At 66.4% G+C, this 25,104-nt stretch carries 23 protein-coding genes; 17 read left to right on the top strand and 6 right to left on the bottom strand.

Annotated elements, in window-relative coordinates:
* The first annotated feature begins 61 nt into the window (after window positions 1-61).
* From ACSQ3M_RS04245 to ACSQ3M_RS04200, 10 genes are all read left to right on the top strand, one after another.
* Entirely contained in the window at window positions 62-1,408 is a 1,347-nt protein-coding gene (locus ACSQ3M_RS04245) for a pyruvate dehydrogenase complex dihydrolipoamide acetyltransferase (RefSeq protein ID WP_436148811.1), read from the top strand.
* Between the two features lie 6 nt (window positions 1,409-1,414).
* Window positions 1,415-2,107, top strand: coding sequence for an SGNH/GDSL hydrolase family protein (locus ACSQ3M_RS04240; RefSeq protein ID WP_436148810.1), 693 nt, complete (start codon window positions 1,415-1,417; stop codon window positions 2,105-2,107).
* A 78-nt stretch (window positions 2,108-2,185) separates the two neighbouring features.
* Entirely contained in the window at window positions 2,186-3,625 is a 1,440-nt protein-coding gene (lpdA, locus tag ACSQ3M_RS04235) for a dihydrolipoyl dehydrogenase (RefSeq protein WP_436148809.1), read from the top strand.
* A 70-nt stretch (window positions 3,626-3,695) separates the two neighbouring features.
* Window positions 3,696-4,469 carry an alpha/beta hydrolase family protein gene (locus ACSQ3M_RS04230; RefSeq protein WP_436148808.1) on the top strand — a complete coding sequence of 258 codons (774 nt, stop codon included), beginning with the start codon at window positions 3,696-3,698 and terminating at the stop codon, window positions 4,467-4,469.
* 136 nt (window positions 4,470-4,605) lie between these two features.
* Window positions 4,606-4,854 (top strand): GlsB/YeaQ/YmgE family stress response membrane protein, encoded by a 249-nt coding sequence (locus tag ACSQ3M_RS04225; RefSeq protein ID WP_436148807.1) that lies wholly within the window; start codon window positions 4,606-4,608, stop codon window positions 4,852-4,854.
* Window positions 4,855-4,900: 46 nt separating this feature from the next.
* Complete coding sequence (locus tag ACSQ3M_RS04220; RefSeq protein ID WP_436148806.1) at window positions 4,901-5,236, top strand: GlsB/YeaQ/YmgE family stress response membrane protein; 336 nt, start codon at window positions 4,901-4,903, stop codon at window positions 5,234-5,236.
* A 72-nt stretch (window positions 5,237-5,308) separates the two neighbouring features.
* The gene (locus ACSQ3M_RS04215; RefSeq protein WP_436148805.1) at window positions 5,309-5,584 is read left to right on the top strand and encodes a GlsB/YeaQ/YmgE family stress response membrane protein; all 276 of its coding nucleotides are present in this window, start codon (window positions 5,309-5,311) and stop codon (window positions 5,582-5,584) included.
* 98 nt (window positions 5,585-5,682) lie between these two features.
* Window positions 5,683-6,681, top strand: a complete 999-nt coding sequence (lipA, locus tag ACSQ3M_RS04210; protein ID WP_436148804.1) for a lipoyl synthase — start codon at window positions 5,683-5,685, stop codon at window positions 6,679-6,681.
* Window positions 6,682-6,694: 13 nt separating this feature from the next.
* Window positions 6,695-7,165, top strand: a complete 471-nt coding sequence (locus ACSQ3M_RS04205; protein ID WP_436148803.1) for a type II toxin-antitoxin system RatA family toxin — start codon at window positions 6,695-6,697, stop codon at window positions 7,163-7,165.
* A gap of 48 nt (window positions 7,166-7,213) precedes the next feature.
* On the top strand, window positions 7,214-9,325 hold the full coding sequence (locus ACSQ3M_RS04200; protein WP_436148802.1) for a fused MFS/spermidine synthase: 2,112 nt from the start codon (window positions 7,214-7,216) through the stop codon (window positions 9,323-9,325).
* Between the two features lie 18 nt (window positions 9,326-9,343).
* On the opposite strand, the gene ACSQ3M_RS04195 is transcribed toward ACSQ3M_RS04200, so the two are convergent.
* Both ACSQ3M_RS04195 and ACSQ3M_RS04190 read right to left on the bottom strand, forming a co-directional pair.
* Window positions 9,344-9,841, bottom strand: a complete 498-nt coding sequence (locus ACSQ3M_RS04195) for a CinA family protein (protein ID WP_436148801.1) — start codon at window positions 9,839-9,841, stop codon at window positions 9,344-9,346.
* Window positions 9,842-9,845: 4 nt separating this feature from the next.
* Entirely contained in the window at window positions 9,846-11,039 is a 1,194-nt protein-coding gene (locus tag ACSQ3M_RS04190; RefSeq protein WP_436148800.1) for a bifunctional 2-C-methyl-D-erythritol 4-phosphate cytidylyltransferase/2-C-methyl-D-erythritol 2,4-cyclodiphosphate synthase, read from the bottom strand.
* Between the two features lie 182 nt (window positions 11,040-11,221).
* Between ACSQ3M_RS04190 and dusB the strand changes: the two genes are divergently transcribed.
* From dusB to hflX, 7 genes are all read left to right on the top strand, one after another.
* Window positions 11,222-12,244, top strand: coding sequence for a tRNA dihydrouridine synthase DusB (gene dusB / locus ACSQ3M_RS04185; RefSeq protein ID WP_436148799.1), 1,023 nt, complete (start codon window positions 11,222-11,224; stop codon window positions 12,242-12,244).
* Window positions 12,245-12,352: 108 nt separating this feature from the next.
* A complete protein-coding gene (locus tag ACSQ3M_RS04180) occupies window positions 12,353-13,405 on the top strand; it encodes a two-component system sensor histidine kinase NtrB (protein WP_436149288.1) in 1,053 nt (350 codons plus the stop codon).
* Window positions 13,406-13,429: 24 nt separating this feature from the next.
* Complete coding sequence (gene ntrC, locus ACSQ3M_RS04175) at window positions 13,430-14,881, top strand: nitrogen regulation protein NR(I) (protein ID WP_436148798.1); 1,452 nt, start codon at window positions 13,430-13,432, stop codon at window positions 14,879-14,881.
* A gap of 265 nt (window positions 14,882-15,146) precedes the next feature.
* Entirely contained in the window at window positions 15,147-17,396 is a 2,250-nt protein-coding gene (locus ACSQ3M_RS04170) for an ATP-binding protein (RefSeq protein WP_436148797.1), read from the top strand.
* A complete protein-coding gene (ntrX, locus tag ACSQ3M_RS04165) occupies window positions 17,393-18,760 on the top strand; it encodes a nitrogen assimilation response regulator NtrX (protein ID WP_436148796.1) in 1,368 nt (455 codons plus the stop codon). Before ACSQ3M_RS04170 ends, ntrX begins: the two co-directional genes overlap by 4 nt.
* A 197-nt stretch (window positions 18,761-18,957) precedes the next feature.
* Window positions 18,958-19,206 carry an RNA chaperone Hfq gene (gene hfq, locus ACSQ3M_RS04160; RefSeq protein WP_069880868.1) on the top strand — a complete coding sequence of 83 codons (249 nt, stop codon included), beginning with the start codon at window positions 18,958-18,960 and terminating at the stop codon, window positions 19,204-19,206.
* A 3-nt stretch (window positions 19,207-19,209) separates the two neighbouring features.
* Window positions 19,210-20,610 carry a GTPase HflX gene (gene hflX / locus ACSQ3M_RS04155; protein ID WP_436148795.1) on the top strand — a complete coding sequence of 467 codons (1,401 nt, stop codon included), beginning with the start codon at window positions 19,210-19,212 and terminating at the stop codon, window positions 20,608-20,610.
* A 51-nt stretch (window positions 20,611-20,661) separates the two neighbouring features.
* On the opposite strand, the gene ACSQ3M_RS04150 is transcribed toward hflX, so the two are convergent.
* The 4 genes from ACSQ3M_RS04150 to ACSQ3M_RS04135 form a co-directional block, all read right to left on the bottom strand.
* Window positions 20,662-22,284, bottom strand: coding sequence for a phytoene desaturase family protein (locus ACSQ3M_RS04150; RefSeq protein ID WP_436149287.1), 1,623 nt, complete (start codon window positions 22,282-22,284; stop codon window positions 20,662-20,664).
* A gap of 55 nt (window positions 22,285-22,339) precedes the next feature.
* Window positions 22,340-22,669, bottom strand: a complete 330-nt coding sequence (gene hspQ / locus ACSQ3M_RS04145) for a heat shock protein HspQ (RefSeq protein ID WP_436148794.1) — start codon at window positions 22,667-22,669, stop codon at window positions 22,340-22,342.
* Window positions 22,670-22,784: 115 nt separating this feature from the next.
* The gene (locus tag ACSQ3M_RS04140; protein WP_436148793.1) at window positions 22,785-23,834 is read right to left on the bottom strand and encodes an HpcH/HpaI aldolase/citrate lyase family protein; all 1,050 of its coding nucleotides are present in this window, start codon (window positions 23,832-23,834) and stop codon (window positions 22,785-22,787) included.
* 127 nt (window positions 23,835-23,961) lie between these two features.
* The gene (locus ACSQ3M_RS04135) at window positions 23,962-25,074 is read right to left on the bottom strand and encodes a DUF2865 domain-containing protein (protein WP_436148792.1); all 1,113 of its coding nucleotides are present in this window, start codon (window positions 25,072-25,074) and stop codon (window positions 23,962-23,964) included.
* Window positions 25,075-25,104 lie beyond the last annotated feature (30 nt).

Below are 25,104 nucleotides of genomic sequence, written 5' to 3'. Positions count from 1 at the left end.
CGAACTAACACCTCTGTGATCCGATACGCGTTTTTCAGCGATCAAAAAGTGAGCTGATGCCATGCCCGTGAACATCCTGATGCCCGCGCTCTCTCCGACGATGGAGAAGGGCAATCTCGCCAAATGGCTGAAGAAGGAAGGCGACACGATCAAGTCGGGCGACATCATCGCCGAGATCGAGACCGACAAGGCGACCATGGAGGTCGAGGCGGTCGATGAGGGCATCCTCGCCAAGATCGTCGTGCCTGAGGGCACCGCCGACGTCGCGGTCAACGAGGTGATCGGCGTGATCGCCGGCGAGGGCGAGGACGCCAAGAGCATCTCCGCGCCGGCCAAGGCCGAGGCTCCGAAAGCCGAAGCCGCCAAGCCTGAAGCGCCTGCGCCGAAGGCGGAGGCCAAGCCTGAATCGACGCCGCAGGTCACAGCGGAATCCGGCTTCAACACCGGTGGCAAGACGGTCTCGGGCGATCGGCCGTTCGCCTCGCCGCTGGCCCGCCGCCTCGCCAAGGATGCCGGCATCGATCTCGGCAAGGTCCAGGGCTCCGGCCCGCATGGCCGCATCGTCGAGAAGGACATCGAGGCCGCCAAGCAGGGCGGGGCTGCCAAGGCTGCTCCCGCTGCCGGGGCGCCCGCAGCGCCCAAGCCTGCTGCCGCGCCGCTCGCAGCCGGCCCTTCGGACGAGCAGACCAAGAAGCTGTTCGCGCCGGGCTCCTATGAGGAGATCCCGCATGACGGCATGCGCAAGACGATCGCGCGCCGCCTGACCGAAGCCAAGCAGACCGTTCCGCATTTCTACTGCACGGTCGATTGCGAGCTCGACGCACTCCTGAAGTTGCGCGCCGAGCTCAACGCCGCGGCCCCTGAGAAGGACGGCAAGCCGGCCTACAAGCTCTCGGTCAACGACATGGTGATCAAGGCGCTGGCGCTGGCGCTGCGGGCGGTGCCGGACGCCAACGTCTCCTGGACCGACGGCTCCATGCTCAAGCACAAGCATGCCGATGTCGGCGTCGCGGTTTCGATCCCGGGCGGGCTGATCACACCGATCATCCGCGACGCCTGCCACAAGACGCTGAGCCAGATCTCCAACGAAATGAAGGACATGGCGGGCCGGGCTAAAGCGCGCAAGCTGAAGCCCGAGGAGTACCAGGGCGGCACCACGGCGGTCAGCAATCTCGGCATGTTCGGCGTCAAGGACTTCGCCGCGATCGTCAACCCACCGCATGCGACGATTCTGGCGGTCGGCGCCGGCGAGCCGCGCGCCGTGGTCAAGGGCGGTCAGCTCGCGGTCGCGACCGTGATGTCAGTGACGCTCTCGACCGACCACCGCGCCGTCGACGGCGCGCTCGGTGCCGAGCTGCTCCAGGCCTTCAAGGGCTATATCGAGAAGCCGATGGCGATGCTGGTGTAGGCGGCGATGACCCGCCAGGCCCGCATCCTCGCTTTCGGCGATTCTCTCACCTGGGGGCGGATCGCCAACCGACCTGAGCGGCATGGCGACGATGTGCGCTGGCCGCGCGTACTGGAGAAGGCGCTCGGCGGCTATGCCACGGTGATCGAGGAGGGACTCAACGGGCGGCGGATCGCGCTTGAGGATCCGCTGCGCCCCTATCGCTCCGGCATCTCGCTGCTGCCGCTGTTCATCGAGTGCCATGCGCCGCTCGATCTCGTCATCCTGATGCTCGGCACCAATGACTGCCAGCGCCAGCACTCGCTTGCCCCTTATGACATCGCCCGCTCGATGCGGATGCTGGCGCAGGTGGCGCAACGCCCGCCGGTCGAGCCCGGCATGCCGGTGCCGGAGGTGCTGATCGTCTCGCCGCCGCTGGTGCGCAGGCCGGATGATCCCGAGCACGAGGCCAATTACTTCATGGAAGGGGTGCCCGAGAAGATGGCGCTGCTGGCGACCTATTACCGCCGCATCGCCGACGAGATCGGCGCCAGCTTCTTCGACGCGGCGGCGGTTGCGACTGTGACCGGCGAGGACGGCATCCACCTCGACGCCGAGAACACCCGCGCGATCGGGTTAGCACTGGCGCCGGTCGTCGACGGCCTGCTCGGCCTGCCGCTACCGGCGCGGGGGCCCGCGCTGCGGATCGCGGGCCCATGAACCAATTTCGACCGGGGCATCTCCCCGTAACAGCAATGCCTCCCCATCAGCGGGGAGAGAAGAGCCGAGGCACCTCCCATGGCTGACTACGACATCATCATCATCGGCTCCGGCCCCGGCGGCTATGTCGCGGCGATCCGCGCGGCGCAGCTCGGCTTCAAGACTGCGATCGTCGAGCGCGAGCACCTCGCCGGCATCTGCTCGAACTGGGGCTGCATCCCGACCAAGGCGCTGCTGCGCTCGGCCGAGATCCTGCATTACGGCCAGCACGCCAAGGATTACGGCCTGGTTCTGGAGGGTTCGTTCAAGGCCGATCTGGAAGCGGTGGTGAAGCGCTCGCGCGGCATCGCGGTCAGGATGAATAACGGCGTCCAGTTCTTGATGAAAAAGAACAAGATCGACGTGATCTGGGGCGAGGCCAAACTCACCAAGGCCAATACCATCACCGTCGCGCCCACCAAGAAACCGGCGATGCAGCCGCAGGGACCGGTGCCGAAGGGCGCCAAGGGCGAGGGCACCTACACTGCCGACCACATCATCGTCGCGACCGGCGCCCGTCCGCGCGCGCTGCCGGGCCTGGAGCCGGACGGCAAGCTGATCTGGACCTATTTCGAGGCGCTGGTGCCGCCGACCATGCCGAAGTCGCTGGTGGTGATGGGCTCGGGCGCGATCGGCATCGAGTTCGCATCCTTCTACCGCACGCTCGGCGCCGAGGTGACTGTGGTCGAGGTTCTGCCGCAGGTCGTGCCGGTCGAGGATGCCGAGATCGGCGCCTTCGCCCGCAAGGCCTTCGAGAAGCAGGGCATGAAGATCCTGACCTCGACCAAGGTCACCAAGGTCGAGAAATCAGCGAACTCCGTCACCGCCCATGTTGAGGACGACAAGGGCAACAAGCAGACGATCACCGCCGAGCGGATGATCTCGGCGGTCGGCGTCGTCGCCAACGTCGAAAACCTTGGCCTGGAGGCAATTGGCGTGAAGCTCGATCGTGGCGTGATCGCGATCGACGGCCTCTGCCGCACCAATGTGAAGGGCGTCTACGCGATCGGCGACGTCGCCGGCCCACCCATGCTGGCGCACAAGGCCGAGCATGAGGCGGTGATCTGCGTCGAGGCGATCAAGGGCCTGCATCCGCACCCGATGGACAAGGCGATGATCCCGGGCTGCACCTATTGCCACCCGCAGATCGCCAGCGTCGGCCTGACCGAGGCCAAGGCCAAGGAAGCCGGTCACGAGCTCAAGGTCGGCCGCTTCAACTTCGTCGCCAACGGCAAGGCGGTGGCGCTCGGCGAGGATAGTGGCATGGTCAAGACCGTCTTCGACGCCAAGACCGGCAAGCTGCTCGGCGCCCACATGGTCGGCGCGGAAGTGACCGAGCTGATCCAGGGCTTCGTCGTCGCGATGAACCTCGAGACCACCGAGGAAGAGTTGATGCACACCATCTTCCCGCATCCGACCCTGTCGGAGGCGATGAAGGAGGCCGTGCTCGACGCCTATGGCAAGGTGCTGAACGCCTGACATGATCGGGCGCGAATAAGAGGAGCCGGCCCCCCTGTTAGGGGAGTTGCGTCGTGTTGGGGGGATGGCCGTGAGCTGGATGCGCCGTGGTTGGACGGTGATGCTTGCCTCGCTGCTGTTTGCGGCGCCGGCACAGGCTTGCGAAGGCGAGGCCTGCGCCAACGGGCTGGCCTATGAGGCATTCGGGCCGCCGCCGGGCCGCAGCCAGCCGGTGCTGGCCTTCTTCATCCATGGCGACGTCTCGGCGGGTGGGCCGGCCGACTACATGTACTCCTACGCCAAGCAGTTCGCTGCCTCGCGCAAGAACGTCGTCGCGATCGCGCTGCTACGGCCGGGCTATTACGACCGCGCCGGCAAGCGCAGCGACGGTTCAGACAATGGCCGGCGCGACACTTTCCATTCCGGCAACAACCGCGCCGTGGCCGGAGCGATCCGCGAGCTCAAGCAGAAATACAATGCGCGCGCGGTCGTGGCGCTCGGCCATTCCGCCGGCGCCGGTACGATCGGCGTCATCGCCGGCGACTATCCCGGGCTGATCAACGGCATTGTCCTGACGTCCTGTCCGTGCGACGCCGCGGCCTGGAACGCCAGCCGCGGGCGCCGCGGCGGCTTCTCCTCGCAGTCGCCGGTCGACTACCTGTCCGGCATCGGCTCCGGAACCGCCATCGTCGCGGTGACGGGGCAGGCGGACGACAATACGCGGCCGGACCTCGCCACCGACTATGTCGCCAAGGCCCAAGCACGGGGCCTGCCGGCGCGCCTGCAGCTTGTCGGCGGCGGCCATAACTTCACCGGCGCGCTGGCCGGCAACTCGGTTTCAGCGCTCGGCGCTATGGCCAGATAGCCTCGCGGTCCGCAGGAGAGGGCGCCGCCCGCATGGCGTCGAAGGCTCGAGGCGGCGGCGCGCCCTTGCGGAGTTGTTGCGCGATCGTGCAACATTCGGCTGCGTCTCGAACGGCCTTCGCGTCAGGAGCACTGCCATGGATCTGCGTGCAATTCTCATCGCCATCGCCATCGGCGCCGTCGCCGGCTGGCTCGCCAGTATCGTGGTGGGTGGCGGCGGGCTGATCCGCTACATCATCACCGGTCTGATTGGCGCTTTCGTCGGCAGCTTCTTGCTACAAGCCCTCGGTGTCAGCCTCGGAATCGGTAACCCGCTGGTCTCGCAGATTATCACCGCGACGATCGGCGCGATCGTGGTGGTGTTTCTGGCCCGGTTGATCGCCTGATCTCCCGGCGCTGGCATTCGCGCGTGGCGCAGGCCATATCCGGCCAATGACGCGCGCCCGCAAATCCAGTAAGCCCGATCGGATCGTTCCCGACGAAAAGGTCGAGATCCTGCCGCCAGGCAGGAAGCTCGCGCTCGACTGGCGCCGGCTTCTGCCTCCAGTGGCGTTCGGTACGGGCGCGGGCTTCATCGCCAGCCTCGTCGTTGGTGGTGGCGGCTTTCTGCGCCATGCCGTGGTCGGCGTGCTCGGCATGCTGGTCGGGCAAGGCATCGTCCGCGTCACCGGCTGGCGGGCGAGCACCGGCTACCGTTTCCTCGACTCGATGGCGATGGCGGTGATCGGCGCGATCCTGGTCGTGCTGCTCGCCCGTTTCATCGCCTAGCGGAACCAGTGTACGAACGGCGCGTTGTCGGTCGCGGCCGATGGGCCGGATTATGAGGGCAGGGGGATTGCCATGAACGACCAGATCTATGCCGCGCTCGGCACGCCGGGCTACGGCTTCTTCATGACGCTGCTGATCGGCATGATCGCCGGCTGGATCGCCGAGCGTGTCACCTCGTCCGACCACGGGCTCTTCACCAACATGATCGTCGGCGTCGCCGGCTCCTTCGTCGGCAGCCGCGTCGCCGAACTCATGGATATCTCGATCTTCGGCTTCTGGCGGACCCTGATCGCAGCGATCGCCGGCGCCTGCCTGCTGATCGTGGTCTGGCGCGCAGTGCGCAACTGAGCCTACTGCGGCGCCCTGGGTTGCCGGGACGCCGCTTCGGCATTAGCTAGACGGGAGTGGCTGCGCCCTGATGCGCGGCGCCAGTAACGGACCCGTCCATGGCCGTCGTGCTCGATCTTCTCAACCGCGATCCGCGCCCCAATGCCGGCAACCCGAAATCCGAGGTGAAGCCGGAGCTGCGTCACCCGGAAAAGCAGAAGCGGCCGGAGAATCCGATCCTGCGCAAGCCGGACTGGATCCGGGTCAAGGCCCCGGGCTCGCCGAAATGGGCCGAGACTCAGAAGATCGTGAAGGCCGAGAAGCTCGTCACCGTCTGCGAGGAGGCGGGCTGTCCCAATATCGGTGAGTGCTGGGAGAAGAAGCACGCCACCTTCATGATCATGGGCGACACCTGCACGCGCGCCTGTGCCTTCTGCAACGTCAAGACCGGCGTGCCCGTGGCGCTCGACGCCCAGGAGCCGCGCAAGGTCGCCGACGCCGTCGCCAAGCTCGGCCTCGAGCATGTCGTGATCACCTCGGTCGACCGTGACGACCTCAAGGATGGCGGCGCCGAGCATTTTGCGCAGGTCATTCGCGCCATTCGCAAGGCTTCGCCAGGCACGACGATCGAAATCCTGACGCCCGACTTCCTGCGCAAGCCCGGCGCGCTCGAAGTGGTGGTCGCGGCCAAGCCCGACGTCTTCAACCACAATCTCGAGACGGTGCCCGGCAAGTACCTGACCGTGCGCCCCGGCGCCCGCTATTTCCATTCGCTCAGGCTGCTGCAGCAGGTGAAGGAGCTCGACCCGACCATCTTCACCAAGTCCGGCATCATGGTCGGCCTCGGCGAAGAGCGGAACGAGGTTCTGCAGCTGATGGACGACCTGCGCTCCGCCGATGTCGATTTCATTACCATCGGCCAGTACCTGGCGCCCTCGCGCAAGCACCATCCGGTCGTGCGCTTCGTCACGCCCGACGAGTTCAAGAGCTTCGAGACCATCGCCTATGTGAAGCGCTTCCTGATGGTGTCCTCGACGCCGCTGACGCGCTCCTCGCACCATGCCGGCGAGGATTTCGCCCGGCTCAAGGCGGCGCGCGCAGCCAAGCTCGGCGACTGACCGGCACCGCATTATGCCGATGTTCAACAGCACCCGCCGGGTGAAGCACTCGCCCGCACAGATGTATGCGCTCGTGGCGGATGTGGAGAAGTACCCGCAGTTCCTGCCGCTCTGCGAGGGGCTGACGGTGCGCCGGCGCACGCCGCGCGAGGGTGGCGGCGAGGTCGTACTCGCTGACATGACCGTCGGCTACAAGGCGATCCGCGAGACCTTCACCAGCCGCGTCACGCTGGACCCGACGAATTTGAAGATCCTGGTCGAATATGTCGACGGGCCGTTCCGTTATCTGGAGAACCGCTGGAGCTTCAAGCCGCACGATAAGGGTTGCGAAATCGGCTTCTTCATTTCCTACGAGTTCGCCAGCCGCATGCTCGGATTGCTGATGGGCGCGATGTTCGACAAGGCCTTCCACAAGTTCGCCGAGGCCTTCGAGAAGCGCGCCGATACGATCTATGGGCGAAACAGCCCGGCCGCACTCACCTAGTTTTAAGCTGCCTATGGGATCGTCCCCCTGTTATCGCAGGGGGAAGGCATGGAAGCTCCAGTGATGCAGGGACGCGCCGGTATCGAGGCGCGCCGCCTGGGTGCCGTGTTGCCGGTCTATGCCTGCACGATCTTCCTCTCTGCTTTCCTGCTCTTTGGCATCCAGCCGATGTTCACCAAACTGGTGCTGCCGAAGCTCGGCGGCTCGCCGGCTGTCTGGTCGACCGCGATGGTCTTCTTCCAGGCCATGCTGCTGGCCGGCTATGCCTATGCGCACTGGCTGGTCAGCCGCTTCAGCGTACGGCGTGCAGCACTGATCCATATCACCGTGATGGCTGTCGTCCTGGGGACCTCGCTGCCGATCGGCATCACCGCGGGCTTCGAGCGCCCGCCGCAGCAAGGAGAATTCGCCTGGCTTCTGCTGCTTTTCACCGCTTCGGTCGGCTTGCCGTTCTTCGCGGTTGCTGCGAATGGTCCGCTGCTCCAGGCATGGTTCGCGCGCACGGGGCATGCTCACGCCCGCGACCCATATTTCCTCTATGCCGCCTCCAACATCGGCAGTTTCCTCGCTTTGCTCGCCTATCCGCTTGCGGTCGAACCAGCCTTGCGGTTGGCCACGCAGGCCTCGGCCTGGGCGTGGGGGTTCGGCTTGCTACTCGCCGGCATCACGGCCTGCGCCGGGTTGAGCATCGGGCCGTCGGCGAGCGGTCGTGATAAGGTCACACTCGTGGCCGAGCCGGTCCCGACCAGCCGCAAGTTGCATTGGCTTTTCCTTGCCTTCGTGCCGTCTGGCCTGCTGGTCGCGGTAACCGCTCATATCTCGACCGATGTCGCGGCCGGCCCGTTGCTTTGGGTCGCCCCGCTCGCGCTCTTCCTGCTGACCTTCGTCATCGTCTTCCAGCGCAAGCCGCTCCTGCGCCACGGCTGGATGCTGAACACGCAGCTGCTGCTCGTCCTCTGCTACATGGCCGCGATGGTGTTTAACCTGCGCCTGGGCTGGGGCGGTGAGCTCGTCCTTCATCTCTCCGTTCTGTTCATCACGGCCATGGTCGCGCATGGCGAGCTCGCACGGTTGCGGCCGTCCGCAGCGGAGCTGACGGGCTTCTATCTCTGGATGTCGCTCGGCGGCGTGCTGGGCGGGGTGTTCGCCGCATTGCTGGCGCCGCTGCTGTTCAACTCGGTGGCCGAATATCCGCTTCTGGTCGTGGCGGGCATGTTGTGCCGTCCGGGGTTCACCTCGGTCCGGCCGTCGCGCCTGCAAGGAGCCGCGCTCATCGGGCTCGCCATCACCGGATCGGGCGCTCTGATCGCCCGCGAAGCCTCCCGCACGGACATGGTTCGTTCGTTCTTCGGCGTGCATCGCATCGCCGAGATGCAGGATGGCCGCTTCCGTGTGCTCAGTCACGGCAGCACGATCCATGGCGCGCAGCGCCTGCGTCAGGACGACGGCACGCCGGTCTCGGGCCGCCCGGAGCCGCTGACCTACTACTTCACCGGCGGCGGCATCGCCGACGGGATCGACTCGGTCCGTCAGGTGAAGGGAGGCACGCTCGCGGCAGTGGCTGCGATCGGTGTCGGCACGGGCTCGCTCGCTTGCCAGGCCCGCGCCGGGGAGGATTGGCGCTTCTACGAGATCGACCCGGCCGTGATCCGGATCGCGACCGATCCGGCCCGATTCAGCTTCTTCAGCGCCTGCGCACCCGCACCGACATTCGTCATCGGCGATGCGCGACTGACGCTCGGCGATGCACGCGACGGATCGCTCGATCTGATCGTCGTCGACGCGTTCTCATCCGATGCGATCCCGGTCCATCTGCTCACTGGCGAGGCCCTGGCGCTCTATATACGCAAGCTCAAGCCAGATGGCGCCGTGCTTCTGCACATCTCCAACCGGAACATGGAGCTTGCCTCGGTCGTGACCGCGACCGCCGCCGCGCAGGGCCTCGCGACCTGGCTCAATACGCCGGTTCGCACCGCTGAGGATCTACGCGCGATGAAGACCGCGCCAGAGGTCGCCCTTGTCCTGCGCCCAGGCGTCGATCCCGGCCTGATCATACGACAAGGCTGGCGGGAACAGGTGGGGCCTGGTTCGATCCGGCCCTGGAACGACGACTATGCCGACATCGTCGGGGCGATCTGGCGCCGGCTCGCCCTCAACTAAGAAGTCTCGCGGTGGCGTTCAGCCCTGGACCAGCGCCGCCTCGCGCAGCAGGTCGAGCGCCTCCAGCACGCTCAGGCGCCTGATCTCGTCACGCCCTTGAGCGCCGAAGCGCTTTTCGCGATGCAGCGTCCTTGCACCATTGGCGCAGGCGAAATGCACGAGCCCAACCGGCTTGAGCTCACTGCCGCCATCTGGGCCGGCGATGCCGGTGATCGCGATGGCGAGCCGCGACGACAAGCGCTTCCGGCCGCCTTCGGCCATGGCACGTGCGACGGGCTCGCTGACAGCACCATGCTCGAGAATCAGCTCGGCGGGGACACCCGCCAGGATCGTCTTCGCCTCGTTGGAGTAGGTAACGAGGCCACCGAGCACCATGCTGGACGAGCCGGAGATCGCCGTCAGGGCGCCGGCGACGAGCCCGCCGGTGCAGGATTCGACCGTCGCGACGGTGATGCCGCGCTCGCGTGAGATGTCCAGGAGTTCGGCCGCGAGCGAACGGATATCGAGGTCGAACATAGCGTCACTCCGGCTCGGGAAGGCGGATGGTCGCGGTAGCAAGTGCCGCGAGCCCCTCACCACGGCCGGTGAAGCCGAGACGTTCCGAGGTCGTCGCCTTGACGCCGACCTGGTCGATGCGCAAGCCCGCGATCTCCGCGATGCGCACCCGGATCGGGTCACGATGCGGGCCGACCTTCGGCCCCTCGCAGACGATCGTCAGGTCGAGATGGTCGATGCGGCCGCCACGCTGCCGAACACGTTCGGCGGCGAAGGCAAGGAAACGGTCCGACGAGGCGCCGCGCCATTGCGGATCGCTCGGCGGGAAATGGCTGCCGATATCGCCATCGGCCAAGGCCCCCAACACTGCATCGGTGAGCGCATGCAGGGCGACATCACCATCGGAGTGGGCGGTGACGCCGCGGCTGTGCGGAACCCGGATGCCGCCGAGCCAGACATGGTCGCCATCGGCGAAGGCATGGACGTCATAGCCCGTACCCGTACGCGTCACGAGTGACCGGGCTATGCGCTGCTCGGCCAGCGCAAAGTCGTCCGGATGGGTCAGTTTCAGGTTCATCGAATCTCCCGCGAAGGTCGCGACGCGGTGGCCGGCCCATTCCATGATGGCGGAATCGTCGGTGAAGCCGCTGGATCCGGCGGCATGGGCAGCCCGGTGTGCGGCCAGCAGTGGCTGGAAGGCAAAGGCTTGCGGCGTCTGCACCGAGACGAGTTGCTCGCGCGGCAAGGTCGCCTCGATCAGGCCGGCGGTATCGACGCGCTTGACGGTGTCAGAGACGGCGAGCGCCGGGATCGCGGCGACATGCTCGGCACTGGCGACCAGCGCTCGCTCGATCAGCGCAGTCGAAACGAAGGGGCGAGCCGCATCGTGCACGAGCACATGGCCCGCGAAGCCGCTGGCGGCGAGCGCCTCCAATCCCGCGCGGACCGAATCCTGGCGGGTCTCGCCGCCATCGACCGGTGAGGCGAGCCGGGCCTGGTCACTCTCCGAAAGGTGGCTGATCGCCTCGACATACCGCGCCCCGTCGCCGACACCGATCACCACGAGCACGGTGCCGATCCGGCTCTCCGCCAAGAAGGGGGCGAGCGTGCGGCACAGAACCGGCCTGCCACCAAGCCGCCGATACTGTTTCGGAGCGTCCGCACCAGCGCGTAGGCCGCGGCCGGCGGCGACGATCAGGGCTGCGACGGCAGGCGTCATCGATCCTCGGGGCTCCATGAATAGGGCCTCGCTGATAGGACGGCGCGGCTCTGTCGCCAAGCCGCTACCGATGCCGCAATGGCGCTCCCGCAACCGTCGCGCACTCATTATGACGATATTGCGATGCAGCATGCTGCGAAATTCTCTTGCGCGGCGCAGCATATGTCTAATAAATCGGCAAAATGATAACTGCCTCAAATTCGGGCGAGCACGAGATTCCGATCGGTGGATTATTTCCGGCCTCGCGCGCCTTCCTGGCGCCGATGTCGGGCGTTACCGATCTGGCCATGCGCCGCATCGCCGCGCGCTTCGGCGCCGGCCTTGTCGTTTCGGAAATGGTAGCCTCCGACGAACTCGTCCGCGGCAGCGAAGAGGCGCGGCTGCGGGCCGAAGGCGCCGGTGTAACCCCGCATGTCGTCCAGCTCGCCGGTTGTGAGGCGCGCTGGCTGGCAGAGGCGGCGCAGGTCGCGGAAGCGTCGGGCGCTGATATCGTCGACATCAATATGGGCTGCCCGGCCAAACGGGTGGTCGGCGGCTGGGCCGGCTCGGCGCTGATGCGTGATCTCGATCACGCAATCGGCTTGGTCGAGGCGGTCGTGGCGGCGGTGAAGGTGCCGGTCACGGTCAAGATGCGACTCGGCTGGGACGATACCAGCCGCAATGCGCCTGAACTGGCACGCCGTGCCGCGATCGCCGGAGCGGCTGCGATCACCGTCCATGGCCGCACGCGCCAGCAGTTCTACAAGGGCCAGGCCAATTGGGCTGCGATCCGTCCGGTGCGGGCGGAGGGCAAATTCCCGCTGATCGCCAATGGCGATATCGCCACGTCCGCGCAGGCACAGCTCTGCCTGGAGCAATCGGGAGCGGATTACGTCATGGTCGGGCGCGCCGCGCTCGGCCGGCCCTGGCTGCCTGGCGCGATCGGGGCGGCGCTCGCCGGCCGCAAGCCGGCGGACATCCCGCTCACCGTCAAGCACGATCTGGCCCGCGAGCACTATGAGAGCCTGCTCTCACTGATGGGGCGCGAGAGCGGCGTCCGCCATGCCCGTAAGCACCTGGCCGCCTATGCCGACGAGGCGCTCGCCTGCGGACTTGAGCCCGACGAAACCTCGCGCCGCGAGTTGCTGACGACCAGCGAGCCTGCGCGCGCCATCGCCGCTTTGGGGCGACTGTTCTCCACCGACCCTCTCGGCGCTGCCGCCTGACCCCGGAAAGTCATGCCTATGACGATGGTGATGTTCAACGACGGCACGGAGGGGCAGCACGATCCTTTGTACGACCTTCTCGAAGTCCAGGCGCTCAACGTCCTGCCCATGCCCGTCCTCGTCATCGGGGAAGGGCACGGCATCCTCTACGCCAACACCGCCGCCGAAGACTTCTTCCAGGCCAGTACCCTCATGCTTAAGCGCCAGCGCCTCGACGATCTCGTCGCTTTCGGCTCGCCGGTGCTGGGATTGGTCGAGGAAGTCCAGCGGCGCGGCGCCAGTGTCAGCGAGTACCGGGTCGAGCTGGCCTCGCCTCGGCTCGGCATTGACCGGGTGGTCGACGTTTTTGCCTCGCTGCTGCCCAGCCAGCCAGATGCGGTGGTACTTTTGCTGCAAGAACGAACAATTGCCGAAAAAATGGACAGGCAATTGACGCATCGAGGGGCAGCCCGCTCGATCACGGCGCTGGGCGCAATGCTCGCGCATGAAATCAAGAACCCGCTCTCCGGCATCCGCGGCGCGGCGCAATTGCTCGAATCCTCCGTCCAGGACGAGGATCGCCTGCTGACCCAATTGATCTGCGACGAGGCCGACCGGATCGTGAAACTCGTCGAGCGGGTCGAGCTGTTCGGCGACGAACGTCCGAGCGAACGCGGACCGGTCAACGTCCATGACGTGCTCGACCATGTGAAGCGGCTGGCTCAGTCCGGCTTCGCCCGGCACATCCGCTTCAGCGAGATCTACGACCCGTCGCTGCCGCCGGTCGCAGGCAACCGCGACCAGTTGGTCCAGGTCCTGCTCAATCTGGTCAAGAACGCAGCCGAGGCAATCGGCAACGACGCGATCGACGGCGAGATCACGCTCACCACGGCCTATCGTCCCGGCATCCGCATGCAGGCGCCCGGTTCCAGCGCTCGGCTCGCCTTGCCTCTGGAAATCGGCATTCGCGACAACGGGCCCGGCGTGCCGCCCGACCTGCATCAGTACCTGTTCGATCCCTTCGTCACCACCAAGGCGCAGGGAAGTGGCCTTGGACTTGCACTCGTCGCCAAGGTGATCGGCGATCACGGCGGAATCGTCGAATGTGAGTCCGCGCCGCGACGCACGACATTCCGAATTCGATTGCCCCTGCACGAGGCCAAGCCGGCCCAGGCAGGGTGAGAGCGAGCAGGACATAGGAACCGCATGCCGACGGGTAACATTCTCATCGCTGACGACGACGCCGCGATCCGCACCGTCCTCAACCAGGCGCTCGCCCGCGCCGGCTACGAGGTGCGCACCACGGGTCAGGCGGCGACCCTCTGGACCTGGGCAGCGCAGGGCCTCGGCGATCTCATCATCACCGATGTCGTGATGCCGGATGGCAACGCCTTCGACCTCCTGCCGCGTATCAAGCGGGTCCGGCCTGAGTTGCCGATCATCGTGATGAGCGCGCAGAACACCTTCATGACCGCGATCAAAGCCTCGGAACGCGGTGCTTACGAATACCTGCCAAAGCCTTTCGACCTGAAGGAACTCGTCGCTATCGTCGGCCGCGCCCTGTCGCGTCCGCGCGGTGACGCGCCGCGCAGCCAGGCCGCCGAGCCCGACGACATCCCGCTGGTCGGCCGCTCGCCGGCGATGCAGGACGTCTATCGTGCCCTGGCCCGGCTGATGCCGATCGACCTGACGGTGATGATCAATGGCGAGTCAGGCACCGGCAAGGAGCTCGTCGCCCGCGCCCTGCACGACTACGGCAAGCGCCGCAACGGACCGTTCGTCGCCATCAACATGGCAGCGATCCCGAAGGACCTGATCGAATCGGAGCTGTTCGGCCACGAGAAGGGCGCCTTCACCGGCGCGCTGACGCGCTCGTCCGGCCGCTTCGAGCAGGCCGAGGGCGGGACGCTCTTCCTCGACGAGATCGGCGACATGCCGATGGAGGCGCAGACCCGGCTGCTGCGCGTACTCCAGCAGGGCGAGTACACCACGGTCGGCGGGCGCACCCCGATCAAGACCAATGTCCGCATTGTCGCCGCGACCAACAAGGATTTGCGCATCTCGATTGCGCATGGCCTGTTCCGCGAGGACCTGTTCTTCCGCCTCAATGTCGTGCCGATCCGACTGCCGCCGCTGCGCGAGCGCGTCGAGGACCTGCCCGACCTCGTTCGCCATTTCTTCGCGCTGGTCGAGAAGGAGGGGCTGACGCGCAAGCAGATCGATTCGGAAGCGATGGATGTGCTGCGGCGTTACCGCTGGCCGGGCAATGTCCGCGAGCTTGAGAATCTGGTGCGGCGTCTGGCCGCGCTCTATCCGCAGGACACGATCACAGGCCCCATTATCGAGGCTGAGTTGCAGCCGGCGACCGGAGGCCCGATGCAGATCGGGAGCAGCAGTGCGCCGGAGCGGGCAGAAACCCTGTCTGGCTCGGTTGAGCGCCATCTCAATCAGTATTTCGGCGGCTTCGGCGACCAGATCCCGCCGCCGGGGCTCTATCACCGCATCCTGCGGGAGGTCGAGCCGCCGCTGATCGCGGCCGCGCTGGCGGCAACGCGTGGCAACCAGATTCGCGCGGCCGAGCTGCTGGGACTTAATCGCAACACCTTGCGCAAGAAGATCCGCGAGCTCGACATGCAGGTGGTGCGCTCACCGCGCTGACGGCTAAAGCCGGATCCGATCCGGTTGCTTCGACCTGATCGGAGAACCCGTCTCTCACTTCGAGTTGGAAACCGTTTTTTCGATCGGCTTGCAGCGCAAGCCGATCGAAACGGGTTCCAGGCAGTGTGTCTGCCTTGCATCTGTCATATTTTGACAACACCGTTGCGGCGGCGCATCAGTGCGCCGTGCGTCGGCTTCCGCGATGGGGGCCGCCTGGCAACGGAGCTTCGGTATCATCTTGACGGCCTCGACCGGCGACATGCGCATGGCGCCCCGATCCGAAGACCCGCCCCGGCGGGTTTCGGGCTGGCTCGGCGCGCTCGTCGTCGGCTTCGCGCTGGTCTCGGCGCTCACGACCTTCCTGGTGCTTTCGGGCGCGACACCGGTCGCACCGGTCCACGAGGTCGTGGTCGGCGTCTTCATCATCAACGGCCTGCTGATCCTGTTGCTGCTGACCATCGTCGCTTTCGAGGCGGCGGTGCTGGTCCGAGCGCGGCGCAAGGGCGTGGCGGCGGCCGGCCTGCACGTGCGGATCGTCAGCCTGTTCAGCATCGTCGCGGCGCTGCCGGCGGTTCTCGTCGCGGTGATTGCGACCGCGACTCTGGAGCGCGGCCTCGAGCCCTGGTTCTCCGACCGCATGCGCGACGTGATCTTCAAATCCGTCGAGGTCGCCGACGCCTACACCACCGGACAGTGCCGGTCACTCGGTCGCGAGATCCGGCTGCTTTCGGACGATCTGGGGCGGGCAAAAACGGCTTATGACGCCGATCGGCGCTGGTTCGAGAGCTTCCTGACAGCGCGCGCCACGGCGCTCGGCATGCCGGTGGTCTGGATCATGAAGCCACCGGATACCATTCTCGTCCGGGCCAACATCGACGTTCTGCGGGACGCCAGCAAGCCGAATGCCGACGCCTTCGACGATGCCCAGAGCTCGCCGGAACCGATCTGCGTGCTTCCGTCGGCGGGGCGTGTCTTCGGTGCCCTGATGAAGCTGCCGAGCTATGACGGCGCCTTCCTCTATGTCGCCCGCGAGGTCGATCCGCTCGCGGTTGAGTTCCCGGCGGTGGCCCGCGGCGCTGCGGTCGAGTACCTCGGCATCGACGCCCGGCGCAAAGGCGTGCAGATTGCCTTCGCTTCGATGTACGCGCTGATCTCCGTGATCCTGCTGCTTTCGGCGATCTGGCTTGGTCTCAACTTCGCCAACGGCTTGGTCGCGCCGATCCGGCGGATGATCCACGCGACCGATCAGGTCTCCAGTGGCAATTTCTATGTCCAGGTGCCGATAAGGCGGTCGGAAGGCGACCTCGCCCATCTCGGCGAGACCTTCAACAAGATGACGGCCGAGCTGCGCCGTCAGCGCGACGGCCTCGTCACTGCAAGCGAAGTGATCGACCGGCGACGGCGGTTCACCGAGACGGTCCTCTCCGGCGTCTCCTCCGGTGTCCTCGGCATTGATGAAGACGGACACGTCACCATCAGCAACCGCTCGTCCGAGGCGCTGCTCGGTGCCGGCGGCCGGCTGCTCGGCGAGCCGGTGACGCGGGTCGTTCCGGAGATCGCCGCGTTCGTGTCGGAGGCGCTCGCCAGCCGGCAGCGCTTGAGCTCCAGCCAGGTCGCGATCACGCGTGGCGGCCGCGAGCGCCTGGTCAACATCCGGGCCACGCGCGAGGGCGAGGGGGCGGGCGCCGGCCTCGTGGTGACACTCGACGACATCACCGATCTCGTCTCGGCACAGCGTACCGCCGCCTGGGCCGACGTGGCGCGCCGCATCGCACACGAGATCAAGAACCCGCTGACGCCGATCCAGCTCTCGGCCGAGCGGATCCGCCGCAAGTTCGGTCGCGTCATCGTCGACGACAAGGACATCTTCGACCAGTGCACCGCCACCATCGTGCGCCAGGTCGAGGACATTCGCCGCATGGTCGACGAGTTCTCTTCGTTCGCCCGGATGCCCAAGCCATCGCCGGCGCGCGACGACATCGTCGAGACGGTTCGGCAGGTCATCTTCCTGATGCGGGTCGGCAATCCCGAGATCGACATGTCCGACAACCTGCCCGCCGCGCCGGTCCTGGCGCATTTCGATCGGCGCCTGATCTCGCAAGCTCTGACCAACGTCATCAAGAATGCGACCGAGGCGGTTGAGGCCGTGCCATCCGAGCAACGTGGCAAGGGCCGCATCGAGATCGGGTTCGAACGGCTCCAGGACGGCCGGATCGTCATCGACATCCTCGACAACGGCAAAGGCCTGCCGGCCGACCAGCGCCAGAAGCTGCTCGAACCTTACATGACCACGCGCGACGGCGGCACCGGGCTCGGCCTCGCCATCGTCGGCAAGATCCTCGAGGACCATGGCGGCGGTATCGAGCTGCTCGACCGGCCAGACGGCGCACGCGGGGCCAGGATCAGGCTCTGGTTCGTCGAGACCGGACCGCCACCAGCCGGCGAAGACAGACCAGAGACGGGCAATAGGACGGCGGACAACGCCACACGACAAGTGAACGGGACGAAAGCATGAGTGCTGACATTCTCGTCGTCGACGACGAGGTCGATATTCGCGAACTGGTTGCCGGCCTCCTGGAGGACGAAGGCTACCGCACGCGCAAGGCGGGCTCCGCCGACGAGGCTCTGGCCGCGATCGCGGCGCGGCGGCCCAATCTCGTCTTCCTCGACATCTGGCTGCAGGGCAGCCGGCTCGACGGGTTGCAAGTGCTCCAGCTGGTCAAGGAGAGCCATCCCGATTTGGCGGTGGTGATGATCTCCGGCCACGGCAACATCGAGACGGCCGTCTCGGCGATCAAGAGCGGCGCCTACGACTTCATCGAGAAGCCGTTCAAGGCCGACCGGCTGGTGCTGGTCGCCGAGCGGGCCCTGGAGGCGTCGCGGTTGCGGCGCGAGGTGCGCGAACTGAAGACCCGTTCGGTCCAGGCAAGCCGGATCGTCGGCCGCTCTACCGCGGTCAACCAACTGCGCCAGACGCTGGAGCGCGTCGCGCCGACCAATGCGCGCGTGCTGATCACCGGCGAGCCGGGCTGCGGCAAGGAACTGACCGCGCGCACGCTGCACGAGGCGTCGACCCGCTCGTCCGGCCCCTTCGTCGTAATCAACGCGGCGACGATCACGCCCGACACGATGGAGGAGGAGCTCTTCGGCGTCGAGGGCGGCGACGGGCGCTCGCGCCGGGTCGGCGCGCTCGAGGAGGCCCATGGCGGCACGCTCTACATCGACGAGATCGGCGACATGCCGCGCGAGACGCAGAGCCGCATCCTGCGCGTCCTTGTCGACCAGAATTTTCAGCGCGTCGGCGGTGCGACCCGGGTCCATGTCGACGTCAGAATCATCTCGTCGAGCAGCCGCGACCTCCTCAAGTTGATCGCTGACGGCCAATTGCGGGAGGATCTGTATCACCGGCTCGGCGTCGTGCCGATCCGCGTGCCGGCTTTGTCGGAGCGGCGCGAGGACGTACCCGAGCTGATCGAGTTCTTCATGGACCAGATCTCGGTCGGGGCCGGTCTGCCCAAGCGTCGGATCGGCGGCGACGCGATGGCGATCCTGCAGTCGCACGAATGGCCGGGTAATATTCGCGAGCTGCGTAACAACGTCGAGCGGCTGATGATCCTGACCAAGGGCGACCCCACGGCGGAGATCACGGTCGACATGCTGCCGGCCGAGGTCGGCGCCATGGTGCCGACGACGCCATCCGGCTCCGGCGGCGAGAAGCTGATGAGCCTGCCGCTGCGCGATGCGCGCGAGATCTTCGAGCGCGAGTATCTGATGGCGCAGATCGCCCGCTTCTCCGGCAACATCTCGCGCACCGCGGAATTCATCGGCATGGAGCGTTCAGCCCTGCACCGTAAGCTCAAATCGCTGGGGGTGGGCTGAAGTCCGGCTGTCGTGTTGCGCTGTACGCAGGGCGGCAGGCCGAATTTCGCGCCTCGCAACCCTTGCGCGTTCTCGCCGGGTCACGATCTAATGAGGCGTCGGTGTCCCGAATGCCCGGCGATTGGCGCCGAAGCCTAACGGGACGATCTGGATCGCATCCGCAAGCCGATTTGCGATCCCAACAACAGGGGCTACCCATGGCCGCAGAACGGGCCCAAAACCTTCAGGACACGTTTCTCAATCATGTCCGCAAGCAGAAGATCCCTCTCACCATCTTTCTCGTGAACGGCGTCAAATTGCAGGGCGTCGTGACCTGGTTCGACAATTTCTGCGTGTTGCTGCGCCGGGATGGACACTCCCAACTCGTCTACAAGCACGCGATCTCGACCATCATGCCGGGCCATCCGGTGCAGCTGTTCGAGCCCGAGGAAACGGACAAGGCCTGAGCCGTGGCCGGCAAGGCCGGGGCAGGCGACGAGCGCTCGGTCGGTCTCACGATCGACGCGGCCGAGCATGCCCTGGCGGCCGATACCCGCGCCTTCGTAGTCGGCCCTTATCGGGCGCGCCACAGCGCCGGTCGGGGTGCAGCGGCTGACGAGAACCAGCGCAGCCATGCAGCACGGCTGGACGAGGCGTTCGGACTAGCCAGCGCCATCGATCTCCAGATCGTCGAGGCGATCCCGGTCGTACTGGGCGCGCTGCGTCCTGCGACCTATCTCGGTAAGGGCAAGGTCGAGGAGCTCAGCGAGCGCGTCAAGATCGAGGAGATCGGTCTTGTCGTGATGGACTGCGCCTTGTCGCCGGTCCAGCAGCGCAATCTCGAAAAAGCCTTTGGCTGCAAGGTCATCGACCGCACCGGCCTGATCCTCGAGATCTTCGGCCGACGCGCCCGCACGCGCGAGGGCGCGCTGCAGGTCGAGCTCGCCCACCTCAACTATCAGAAGAGCCGCCTGGTCAGGTCCTGGACCCACCTGGAGCGCCAGCGCGGCGGCTTCGGCTTCCTCGGTGGCCCGGGCGAGACCCAGATCGAGGCCGACCGGCGCATCATCCAGGAGCGGATGAGCAAGATCGAGCGCGAGCTCGAGAGCGTAAAGCGCACGCGCTCGCTGCATCGCGCCAGCCGCAAGCGCGTGCCTTATCCGGTGGTTGCACTGGTCGGCTACACCAATGCGGGCAAGTCGACGCTGTTCAACCGGCTGACCTCGGCCGAAGTCCTGGCGCAGGACATGCTCTTCGCCACGCTCGACCCGACGGCGCGGGCGCTGAAGCTCCCGCATGGCGCCAGGATCCTGCTGTCCGATACGGTCGGTTTCATCTCAGACTTGCCGACGCAGCTCGTCGCCGCCTTCCGCGCCACTCTGGAGGATGCGATCGAGGCTGACGTGCTGCTGCATGTCCGCGACGTCTCGCACGAGGACACGCAGGCCCAGGCAGCCGATGTGCAGGGCATCCTGCGCGATCTCGGCATCGATCCTGATGATGGCGATCGCGTCATCGAGGTCTGGAACAAGGCCGACCTGCTTTCGGGCGACGAGCGTGAGCGCCAGGGGGCACTCGCTACGCTCAAGCCGGGTGCTTCACGCCCTGTGCTGGTCTCAGCCCTGACAGGCGAGGGGATGGGCCCGCTGACCGATGCAATCGAGCAACGCATCGCGCGAACCCGGCCGGTCTACCGGCTCACTTTGCCGCCGGGCGACGGCAAGTCGCTGGCCTGGCTGCACGCCAATGGCGAAATCCTCGACCGCGAGGATGCGGAGGACGGTGCGCTGGCACTGCTGGTCAGGCTGCCGCCCGAGCGGGAAGGGGCCTTTACCGCACGTTTCCCGCAGGCTGAGCGCAGCAGCGGTTAGCATCGGTTTTGAACAGATAGGGTTGCGGCGATCCCTGATTGATCGCTTCGGTTACGCTCGCAACGACCGCAGCCCGAAGCGCCGAGGCTGCAGATCGGTGAGCACGGAGCGGGCTGCGTTATGGCCCGGCGCGCCGGTGACGCCCCCGCCCGGATGGGCACCGGAGCCGCAGAGATAAAGGCCCGGCACCGGCATGCGATAATCGGCGTGGCCGAGCACCGGGCGGGCGCTGAAGAGCTGGTCGAGCGTCAGGCGACCGTGGAAGATGTCGCCGCCGATCAGCCCGAAACGCTCCTCCAGATCGCTTGGCGCCAGAGCCAGCCGGCCGATGACCGAGGCGCTGAAGCCCGGAGCGTAGCGGTCCACGGTCTCGATCATCAAATCGGCCACCGTGTCGCGATGTTCGTCCCAGCGCCCGCCGTCCGGCAGGCTTGGCGCGACATGCTGGCAAAACAGGCTCGCGACATGCCGACCGGGCGGGGCGAGGCTGTCGTCGAGCGTCGACGGGATCAGCATCTCGACGATCGGCTCGCTCGACCAGCCCGACAGCCGCGCCTGCGCGTGGGCGCGATCCATGTAGGCGAGCGACGGCGCAATGATGATGCCTGCGGTGAGATGGTCGCCCGGTTCGGGCAGGCAGGCGAAGCGCGGCAGCTCCGACAGCGCCAGATTCATCCGGAATGTACCGGAGCCCGAGGCATAGCGGCGGATGCGCTCGCCGAAATCGGTCGGGACGGTCGCCGGGTCGACGAGCCGCTCGAACAGCAGGCGCGGATGCAGGTTCGACACCACGGCGCGCGCGCGCACCACCTCGCCCCGCTCGGTTACCGCGCCGACGGCACGGCCCTTCTCCGTCAGCACCTGCGCGACCGGCGTCTCCAAACGAATCTCGACGCCCTGTTCAGCGCAGGCCTGCGCCATTGCCTGCGTGATCGCGCCCATGCCACCGAGCGCATGGCCCCAGACGCCGCGCTTGCCGTTGACCTCCCCGAAGACGTGATGCAGCAGCACATAGGCAGAGCCCGGCGTGTAGGGGCTGGCATAATTGCCCACGACGCTGTCGAAGCCGAATAGGGCCTTGATCGGGTCGCTTTCGAACCAGCCGTCGAGCCAGTCGCCCGCCGACTTGGTGAAGAGGTCGAGCAGGTCGCGCCGGCCGGCCTGGTCGAGCCCCGCGACGCGTCGCCCGAGCGCAGCCGCTTCCAGCATCTGCGGCAAGGCGGCAAGCCAGCCGCCTTCACCGAGATTGGGCGGCGCCTGCAGCACGAGGTCGCGCAGCATGGCGGCGACCCGTTCCAGCCGCTCGCCATAGGCCTGGAGCCGTTCGGCATCGTGAACCGAGAACTTTGCCACCTCCGCTTCCGTGCGTCCCTCGCCGGCGGCGAGATAGCGCCCATCCGGCAGCGGCATGAAGTTCGCCATCCGCCGCTCGACGATCCTGAGCCCATGCCGCGCCAGCTCCATCTGCTCGATGATGCGCGGGTTGAGCAGGCTGACCGTGTAGCTCGCGGTGGAATTGCGGAAGCCGGGGTGGAACTCCTCGGTGACGGCTGCGCCACCAACCACGGCGCGCCGCTCCAGCACGGTGACCTTCAGCCCGGCCTTGGCGAGGTAAAAGGCGCAGACGAGCCCATTATGGCCGCCGCCGAGAATGACGATGTCGGCATGGCTGATGCTCACGAATCCGTCCCTTCGTCAGCAAAAAGCCCAATTACCAGAAGGTTGAAGCTCAGTTCAGCTCCGACCTGTCGATCCGATACTTGCCCTTGCGGTCGCGCCGAAAATATTCGCGTGCCTGCGGGTGCCGGACCGGCTGGCCGGACTCGTCGATCACGAGATTTTGTTCGGAGACATACGCGACGTACTCGGTCTCCTCGTTCTCGGCGAAGAGGTGATAGAAGGGCTGATCCTTGGACGGACGCAGATGCTCCGGGATCGCCAACCACCATTCATCCGAGTTCGAGAACACCGGATCGACGTCGAATATCACGCCCCGAAAGGGATAGACGCGATGGCGCACCACGTCGCCGATGCGGAATTTCGCAGTGCGTGATTCCATGTCCTCGTTCAGTCCCAGACCGGCCCGTCACTGCCGGTATCGTCGCCGCTTCCAGCGCTTGACCTAGGATTACGTCGCAAATGCGTCAATATCCAAGGATGTCGCGCCAGTTCTTTCAAAAGCCGTAGCGCACCGCCAACGCCGGATCGCGGGCCGCCACCTGCCGCGCCAGGTCGACGATGACCTTGGCCTGCTTCCAGGTCGCATCGTCCTGCATCTTGCCGTCGATCATGACCGCGCCCGAGCCATTGGGCATCGCCTCCAGGATACGCACAGCAAAGGCGACCTCGTCGGGATCAGGGCTGAACACGCGCTTGGCGATCTCGATCTGCGAGGGGTGGAGCGTCCAGGCGCCGGCGCAGCCGAGCAGGAAAGCGTTGCGGAACTGCGCCTCGCAGGCGGCCCCGTCCGAGAAATCGCCGAAAGGCCCGTAGAACGGCTTCAGCCCCGCCGAGGCGCAGGCGTCGACCATCTTCGCGAGGGTGTAATGCCAAAGATCCTGCTGCGCGACGGCGCGCGAGCCGCCATCCGGAGCCGGATCGGCGATAACCTTGTATTCCGGGTGGCCGCCGCCGACACGCGTCGTCTTCATCGCGCGCGAGGCGGCGAGATCGGCCGGCCCAAGGCTCATGCCGTGCATGCGCGGGGAGGCGGTCGCGATCGCGTCGACGTTCTTCACACCCTCCGCCGTCTCCAGGATGGCGTGGATCAGTACCGGCTTGGGCAGGGCGTGCCGCGCCTCGTATTGCGCCAGCAGCTGATCGACATAATGGATGTCCCAAGGCCCCTCGACCTTGGGCACCATGACGACGTCGAGCTTGCCGCCGATCTCGCCCATGATCGCGGCGATATCGTCGAGGAACCAAGGCGAGTTCAGCGCATTGACCCGCGTCCACAAGCCAGTCGCGCCGAAATCGGTCGCCTTGGCCAGTTCGACGAAGCCGTCACGTGCCGCCTGCTTCGCCTCGACCGGGATAGCGTCCTCGAGATTGCCGAGCACGATGTCGACCTGGCCGGCGAGTTCGGGAACCTTGGCGCGCACCTTCTCCAGATGCGGCGGCACGAAATGGATCATCCGCTCCAGCCGCAGCGGCAAATCGCGATAGGGTTCGGGCGCGCCGATCGCCAGCGGACGGTAGAACTGGCGCGGCGTCTTGGTTGTCATGCTCGGCTCCATGCTGCAATGCAGCGAATGTGCCGGAAGGCCATTCGGTCGTCCATCGATCTTTCGGCGAACCTTGGGTGAATTGTCCTAGGATTAAAAACCCAGGACAATCATCCCAAATTGCAGCTCAGTTCCGCGCGAACGGTGTCTGCAGGACCACGCGCGGCGAGGCATCACGCGGATTGAGCATGCCGCGCAGGCCGAGTGCGTCGCTGGCGTAGTTATCGTCATGCAGGCTGGCCTCGCGGACTCGCATTTGCCGGCGCAGCGTACGAACTTGCGCTTCGGCGTGCGAGATTCCGACCTTCGTGTCGATCTGCCGGCGGTCGCTGGCGGTCAGCTCGGGCGAACCGCGGAAGTCGCGGAAATCGGCGGCGGTATAGGGCCATTTGCCGGAGCCGGTGAAGGTGCGAACCCGCCCGTCGAGCACGATGCTGTCGCCCGGCCGCAAGGTGAAGTCGCGCAGCAGCGAGACACGGCGATCATTCGCGGTCGCGATCGCCGGCCGGCAAGCTGCATCGGCGCCGCGCTCATAGGCATAGGCCATCGGCAATGCGCGATAGGTCTTGCCATCGCTCGCCACCGCATCGTCGATGGTCGCAGCACCGGCAGCGACCTTGAAGACCTTCACCGGCACGCCGGGATTGGCAGCCTGGCAGAGCGCCTCGTGCGCCCTGTAGTCGGACTGGCTGCGCAGATGGCCGATCGGCGCCTGGAAGCCGTCGCAGAGGCGTACGCAGATGGTTCGCGTCACATCGGCTGCGCCGGACACCGTGTCGTAGCGGATCGCCGGCAGCTTTTGCTTCTGCTGCGCCTGCTTCTGCTGCGCCTGCTTTGGCGCCACCTGCACTGGCTTGAATGGATTCAGGTCGACCGGCGGTGGGCTGAGGCGTCCTTCCGGGCGAGGCTGGAAGAACGGCACGGACCAGGTCTGGCGGGCCGGAGCATAGGCCGATATCGGAACGGAGGCATAAGTCGCCCGTTGCGGTGCGCGCTCTGCCCGGCGGGCGGCTTCCTCGCGATGGAAGGCGCGAATGCCGGCATCATCCTCGGCCTGAACCAGGGAGACGGTCAGAACCGTGCCACTTGCGCCGAGCGCCAGCCCGAAGCCGGCCATGGCCGCGAGGCGCAGGCCGCTGCTGCGGCCACGCGAAACGGGGTTCACTGTCGTCGAGGAGCTGGAACCGGTCGGCAGGACAGGATCGGAACGCAGATAGTCGACATTACGGACACGAAGCACCGCGATTACTCCATCGCTCGCTAGTTCATT

This window comes from Allobosea sp. LjRoot90 (assembly GCF_964254315.1).
Classification (GTDB): Bacteria; Pseudomonadota; Alphaproteobacteria; order Rhizobiales; family Beijerinckiaceae; genus Allobosea.
The sequence above is the reverse complement of the archived record's forward strand: the minus strand, read 5'-3'. Positions and strand labels throughout refer to the sequence as shown.

What these genes read in the sequence shown, in the direction of transcription:
- ACSQ3M_RS04245 (WP_436148811.1), top strand. Translation starts at nt 62, where the DNA reads ATGCCCGTGAACATCCTGATGCCCGCGCTCTCTCCGACGATGGAGAAG.
- ACSQ3M_RS04240 (WP_436148810.1), top strand. Translation starts at nt 1,415, where the DNA reads ATGACCCGCCAGGCCCGCATCCTCGCTTTCGGCGATTCTCTCACCTGG.
- lpdA (WP_436148809.1), top strand. Translation starts at nt 2,186, where the DNA reads ATGGCTGACTACGACATCATCATCATCGGCTCCGGCCCCGGCGGCTAT.
- ACSQ3M_RS04225 (WP_436148807.1), top strand. Translation starts at nt 4,606, where the DNA reads ATGGATCTGCGTGCAATTCTCATCGCCATCGCCATCGGCGCCGTCGCC.
- ACSQ3M_RS04220 (WP_436148806.1), top strand. Translation starts at nt 4,901, where the DNA reads ATGACGCGCGCCCGCAAATCCAGTAAGCCCGATCGGATCGTTCCCGAC.
- ACSQ3M_RS04215 (WP_436148805.1), top strand. Translation starts at nt 5,309, where the DNA reads ATGAACGACCAGATCTATGCCGCGCTCGGCACGCCGGGCTACGGCTTC.
- lipA (WP_436148804.1), top strand. Translation starts at nt 5,683, where the DNA reads ATGGCCGTCGTGCTCGATCTTCTCAACCGCGATCCGCGCCCCAATGCC.
- ACSQ3M_RS04205 (WP_436148803.1), top strand. Translation starts at nt 6,695, where the DNA reads ATGCCGATGTTCAACAGCACCCGCCGGGTGAAGCACTCGCCCGCACAG.
- ACSQ3M_RS04200 (WP_436148802.1), top strand. Translation starts at nt 7,214, where the DNA reads ATGGAAGCTCCAGTGATGCAGGGACGCGCCGGTATCGAGGCGCGCCGC.
- ACSQ3M_RS04195 (WP_436148801.1), bottom strand. Translation starts at nt 9,841, where the DNA reads ATGTTCGACCTCGATATCCGTTCGCTCGCGGCCGAACTCCTGGACATC.
- ACSQ3M_RS04190 (WP_436148800.1), bottom strand. Translation starts at nt 11,039, where the DNA reads ATGACGCCTGCCGTCGCAGCCCTGATCGTCGCCGCCGGCCGCGGCCTA.
- dusB (WP_436148799.1), top strand. Translation starts at nt 11,222, where the DNA reads ATGATAACTGCCTCAAATTCGGGCGAGCACGAGATTCCGATCGGTGGA.
- ACSQ3M_RS04180 (WP_436149288.1), top strand. Translation starts at nt 12,353, where the DNA reads ATGCCCGTCCTCGTCATCGGGGAAGGGCACGGCATCCTCTACGCCAAC.
- ntrC (WP_436148798.1), top strand. Translation starts at nt 13,430, where the DNA reads ATGCCGACGGGTAACATTCTCATCGCTGACGACGACGCCGCGATCCGC.
- ACSQ3M_RS04170 (WP_436148797.1), top strand. Translation starts at nt 15,147, where the DNA reads ATGGCGCCCCGATCCGAAGACCCGCCCCGGCGGGTTTCGGGCTGGCTC.
- ntrX (WP_436148796.1), top strand. Translation starts at nt 17,393, where the DNA reads ATGAGTGCTGACATTCTCGTCGTCGACGACGAGGTCGATATTCGCGAA.
- hfq (WP_069880868.1), top strand. Translation starts at nt 18,958, where the DNA reads ATGGCCGCAGAACGGGCCCAAAACCTTCAGGACACGTTTCTCAATCAT.
- hspQ (WP_436148794.1), bottom strand. Translation starts at nt 22,669, where the DNA reads ATGGAATCACGCACTGCGAAATTCCGCATCGGCGACGTGGTGCGCCAT.
- ACSQ3M_RS04140 (WP_436148793.1), bottom strand. Translation starts at nt 23,834, where the DNA reads ATGACAACCAAGACGCCGCGCCAGTTCTACCGTCCGCTGGCGATCGGC.